Source organism: Streptomyces pathocidini (assembly GCF_001418495.1).
GTDB lineage: Bacteria > Actinomycetota > Actinomycetes > Streptomycetales > Streptomycetaceae > Streptomyces > Streptomyces pathocidini.
This window is the reverse complement of sequence record NZ_LIQY01000288.1, coordinates 1-4,483: the sequence shown is the minus strand read 5'-3', so window position 1 is coordinate 4,483 and position 4,483 is coordinate 1. Positions and strand designations below refer to the sequence as shown.

The following is a 4,483-nucleotide window of genomic DNA, read 5'->3' as shown; positions in this document are numbered from 1 at the left end:
TCGTACCGGCGTGATGACAAGGGTTCCTCCTTCCGGCGTGATGAGCGGCCCTCGTACCGCCGCGACGACCGGGACCGTGACCGTGACCGGGATCGCGGGCGGGATGATCGGGACCGTGGGCGGGACGACCGTCCGCGAGGGTTCCGGCGGGATGACGACCGGGATCGCGGCCGTGGTGGGTTCCAGCGCGACGACCGGCGCTTCGACCGGGGACCGCGGCGGGATGACGACCGCGATCGTGATCGCGGTGGCTTCCGTGGGCGAGACAACCGGCGTGACGACCGTGGTGGGGATCGTGGTGGGGATCGTGACCGCGACCGCGGAGGATTCCGTCGAGACGACGATCGCCGTGACGGTCGGCGTGACGACCGTGGTGGTTTCCAGCGTCGGGACGATCGGCCCTCGTACCGGCGTGATGACAAGGGTTCCTCCTTCCGGCGTGATGAGCGGCCCTCGTACCGCCGCGACGACCGGGACCGTGACCGTGACCGGGATCGCGGGCGGGATGATCGGGACCGTGGGCGGGACGACCGTCCGCGAGGGTTCCGGCGGGATGACGACCGGGATCGCGGCCGTGGTGGGTTCCAGCGCGACGACCGGACGCGCGCGCCGCGGCGCGATGACGAGCGCGGTGGGTTCCGTGGGCGCGACGACCGCGATCGTGGGCGCGATGACCGTGGCCGTGATGAGCGCGGTGGGCGGCGGCCGTACGGGCAGGGCGGCGGGCACGGGCGGGACGAGCGCTCGCACGATCGTCCGCGCGGTGACTTCGGCGGCCGTGGGCGCGATGAGCGGTCCGGCGGTTACGGGCGTCGGGACGATCGGCCTAGTGGTGGTTATGGGCGTCGTGACGATCGGGCCGGCGGCGGTTACGGACGTCGGGATGATCGGGCCGGTGGTGGCTATGGACGTCGGGATGATCGGGCCGGTGGTGGCTATGGACGTCGGGATGATCGGGCCGGTGGTGGCTATGGACGTCGTGACGACCGGGGGCGTGGGGAGCGTGAGCGGGAGCCGGTCAGGCGGCTGCCGATTCCCGAGGACGTGACCGGCGACGAGATCGACAAGAGCGTGCGGCAGGAGCTGATGAGCCTGCCGAAGACGCTCGCCGACGACGTGGCCCGGAATCTCGTCATGGTGGGAAAGCTGCTGGACGAGGACCCGGAGCAGGCGTACGCGTACTCGCGCATCGCGCTGCGGCTCGCCTCGCGCGTGGCGGGCGTGCGCGAGGCCGCCGGGTTCGCCTCGTACGGCACGGGAAAGTACGCGGAGGCGCTGGCCGAGTTCCGGGCGGCTCGCCGGATGACGGGTTCCGTGGAGCTGTGGCCGGTGATGGCTGACTGCGAGCGGGGCATGGGCCGGCCCGAGCGGGCGCTGGCCATGGCCGGTGAGCCGGAGGTGCAGAAGCTGGACCGCGCCGGGCAGGTCGAGATGCGGCTCGTGGCGGCCGGGGCGCGGCGCGACATGGGGCAGGCCGACGCGGCCGTCGTGACGTTGCAGAGCTCCGAGTTGGCGTCGAACTCCATCCAGCCGTGGACGGCGCGGCTGCGCTACGCGTACGCCGACGCCCTGCTCGCGGTCGGTCGTGAGGACGAGGCGCGCGACTGGTTCGCCAAGGCGCTCGAGGCCGACCAGGGCGGTACGACGGATGCCTCGGACCGGCTCGCCGAACTGGACGGGATCGAGTTCACGGACGCGTTCGACCACGAGTCCGCCGAGGTTGAGCAAGCTTCTGCGGAAGGGGACGCCGAGATGGACGAAGTTCCTGCGGAGGCGGACGCCGACGTGAGTCCCGCCGCATCGGGCCTTGCCGGTTCCGATGAGGAGTCGGGCGAGGGCGACGAGCCGGCTGCGGACGAGGTCCAGGAGCAAGCCGAGGTCCAGGGACAAGCCGAGGTCCAGGAGCAGGTCGAAGAGCCCGCCGAGGCTGAAGCCGAGGCCGACGCCGTCGAGGCCGAGGTGCCCGACGAGTCCGCGAAGGGCTCCGGCGAGGAGGCCGAGCGCGGCGAGGGCTGAGCTCTGCTGAGCCGCGGCGCTCTGGTATGACGAGAGGGCGGAACCCGGGCAACGGGGTTCCGCCCTCTCGGCGTTTCAGGCCCAACAGGTGGAGTTCAGGCCAACATCAGGCCGACATCAGGCCGATGGCAAGCCGTCACACAGCTCTGGTCGGCCCGGCCCGGTCAGTCCAGTTCCAGACTCCGCAGCACCAGCCCCGTGGCCGGTTTCGGGCCGAAGGAGGTGGACTTGCGGGGCATCGTGACGCCCTGCTGGGCGAGTTCGCGTACGACATCCTCGCGGACCGGGTGCATCAGGACCGCCGTTCCGCCGTGTCGTTCGGCGTGTTCGACGGCGGCGGTGACGTCGTGGATGTAGCCGATGTGCTCGGGGCCGTCCGGGACCTGCCAGACATGCTCCAGCAGGGCGGAGTGCAGGACGGTCGCGTCCAGGGTGCGCCAGGCCTCCGGCAGGCCCGAAGGGATCGTACGGGCGAGGAGTTCGGGGTCCGGGCGATCGATCAGGTGGAAGGCGCCGTCGCCCGCCAGGACGAACGCGTTGCCGCCCCTCTCGGAGGCGGTGTCGGTGCCGGTGGCAGAGGCAGAGGCGGAGGCGAGTGCGTCGAGCGCCTGCGGAAGCCCGCCCTCCAGGTCACGCACCCGGAACGAGCCCTCCAGTGCCGAGAGCGCGTCCGCGACCGGGAGTTGGCGGAGCAGCCGGTGGATGGCGCGTACGCGGAGGGGGTAGCGGGCGGTGTCGACCAGCAGGACCAGGCCGTGGTCCCAGGGGCCGGGGCCCGCGTGCTCGGCGCGCAGCCGCAGGTAGGTCGCCCAGCGGTGGTGGCCGTCGGCGATCAGGGCCTGCCGCTGGGCCAGGTCCGCGTCGATCTCGGCGAGTTCGGCCGGATCGGTCACGGCCCACAGTCGATGGCTGAACCCGTCCTCGGTGGTCGTGGCCAGGAGCGGTGGGCGGCCGACGGTGCGCTCGATCACGGCGGTGGCCCCCACCGCGGTGCCCTCGCCGCGGTAACTGAGCAGCAGGGGTTCGAGGTTGGCCGCGGTCTCGCGCATCAGCGCGGCGCGGTCCTCGACGATGTCGGGCATGACGCCCTCGTGCGGCAGGACGATGCCGTCCTCGGCCGGGCTGAGCCGCAGGGCCCCGATGAGCCCGCGCTGCAGCAGATCGCCGCTGCGCTGCTCGTACACGTACAACGCCGGTTCCGGGTCGGCGGCCAGCACGCCCTGCGCCTGCCAGCGGCGGAGCGTTTCGGCGGCCTGCCGGTGGCGGGCGGCGGGGGTCGGGGCCTGAGGGAGGATCAGCCGGACGATGTTGTAGGGGTCGGCGGTCTCGAGATGGCGCAGGCCCTCCGGCCGGACCACCACGTCGTAGGGCGGGGAGGTCACGGCGGCCAGGCCGCCGACCCGTTCAGGGTCGTAGCGCAGCCCACGGAATGGCGAGAGCCGCAGGCCGCCGGGGTGCGAACCGTCGCGGTTGCGGGTGCTCGCGGGCCCAGATGTGGTCATTGGGGCATGCTATGCGGCCTGCGGTGATGCGGGATGATCGGGGGACAGCAGGCGAAAGAGGAGCGATCGAAATGAGCCGACAGCCCCGTGTCCGGACCCGTACGGACGCGAGCGCGCGGCCGCTGGGCGAGGCGTACGACACGGCCCTGCTCGACCTGGACGGGGTCGTCTACGCGGGGGGCCGGGCCATCGAGTACGCGGTCGAGTCGCTGGCCGCGGCGCGGAACGGCGGTATGCACCTGGCGTACGTGACAAACAACGCGGCCCGGACACCGGCGGCCGTCGCCGAGCACCTGACGGAGCTGGGAGTGCCCGCCGAGGCGGCGGACGTGATCACCTCGGCGCAGGCGGTGGCCCGGCTGATCGCCGAGCAAGTCCCCGCGGGATCACGGGTGTTGGTGGTCGGCGGGGAGGGGCTGCGGGTCGCGCTGCGCGAGCGGGGGCTGGAGCCGGTGGAGTCGGCGGACGACGACCCGGCGGCCGTCGTGCAGGGCTACGGCGGGCCTGACCTGCGGTGGGGGCGATTCGCGGAGGCCTGCTACGCGGTGGCGCGAGGCGTGCCGTGGTTCGCCTCCAACCTGGACCTGACGATCCCGAGCGGGCGCGGCATCGCCCCGGGCAACGGCGCGGCCGTGGAGGTCGTACGGCTGGCCACGGGCGCCGAGCCGCAGGCCGCGGGCAAGCCGCTGCCCCCGATGCACCGCGAAACGATCCTGCGCACCGGCGCGCGGCGGCCGCTGGTCGTCGGGGACCGGCTGGACACCGACATCGAGGGCGCGCACGGGGGCGGGGTGGACTCGCTGCTGGTGCTGACGGGTGTGACCGGCGCTGCCCGCCTCCTGGCCGCGCCGCCGCAGCACCGTCCCACATATGTGGCGGCGGATCTGCGGGGTCTGCTGGGCGGGCAGCCGGAGGTCGTGGCCGAGGGGCACGGATACGGGTGCGGGGGCTGGACGGCCTCGGCG

4 protein-coding genes and 1 pseudogene are annotated in these 4,483 nt (G+C 73.1%); 3 read left to right on the top strand and 2 right to left on the bottom strand.

Annotated elements, in window-relative coordinates:
* Nucleotides 1-750: pseudogene (locus tag AOK16_RS15175) on the bottom strand (hypothetical protein); the annotation flags it as partial.
* A 13-nt stretch (nt 751-763) separates the two neighbouring features.
* Between AOK16_RS15175 and AOK16_RS15170 the strand changes: the two are divergent.
* Complete coding sequence (locus AOK16_RS15170) at nt 764-1,048, top strand: hypothetical protein (protein WP_157859222.1); 285 nt, start codon at nt 764-766, stop codon at nt 1,046-1,048.
* A gap of 23 nt (nt 1,049-1,071) precedes the next feature.
* The gene (locus AOK16_RS15165; RefSeq protein ID WP_205627692.1) at nt 1,072-2,016 is read left to right on the top strand and encodes a tetratricopeptide repeat protein; all 945 of its coding nucleotides are present in this window, start codon (nt 1,072-1,074) and stop codon (nt 2,014-2,016) included.
* Between the two features lie 164 nt (nt 2,017-2,180).
* Here AOK16_RS15165 and AOK16_RS15160 read toward each other — a convergent pair whose 3' ends face one another.
* Complete coding sequence (locus AOK16_RS15160; protein ID WP_055472782.1) at nt 2,181-3,518, bottom strand: DUF1015 domain-containing protein; 1,338 nt, start codon at nt 3,516-3,518, stop codon at nt 2,181-2,183.
* A 71-nt stretch (nt 3,519-3,589) separates the two neighbouring features.
* On the opposite strand from AOK16_RS15160, the gene AOK16_RS15155 reads away from it, so the two are divergent.
* On the top strand, nt 3,590-4,483 hold an 894-nt coding region (locus tag AOK16_RS15155; RefSeq protein ID WP_055472781.1), incomplete at its 3' end, for an HAD-IIA family hydrolase.

Bases quoted from the DNA above. Each gene is read 5' to 3' on its own strand.
- AOK16_RS15160 (WP_055472782.1), bottom strand. From the start codon at position 3,518: ATGACCACATCTGGGCCCGCGAGCACCCGCAACCGCGACGGTTCGCAC.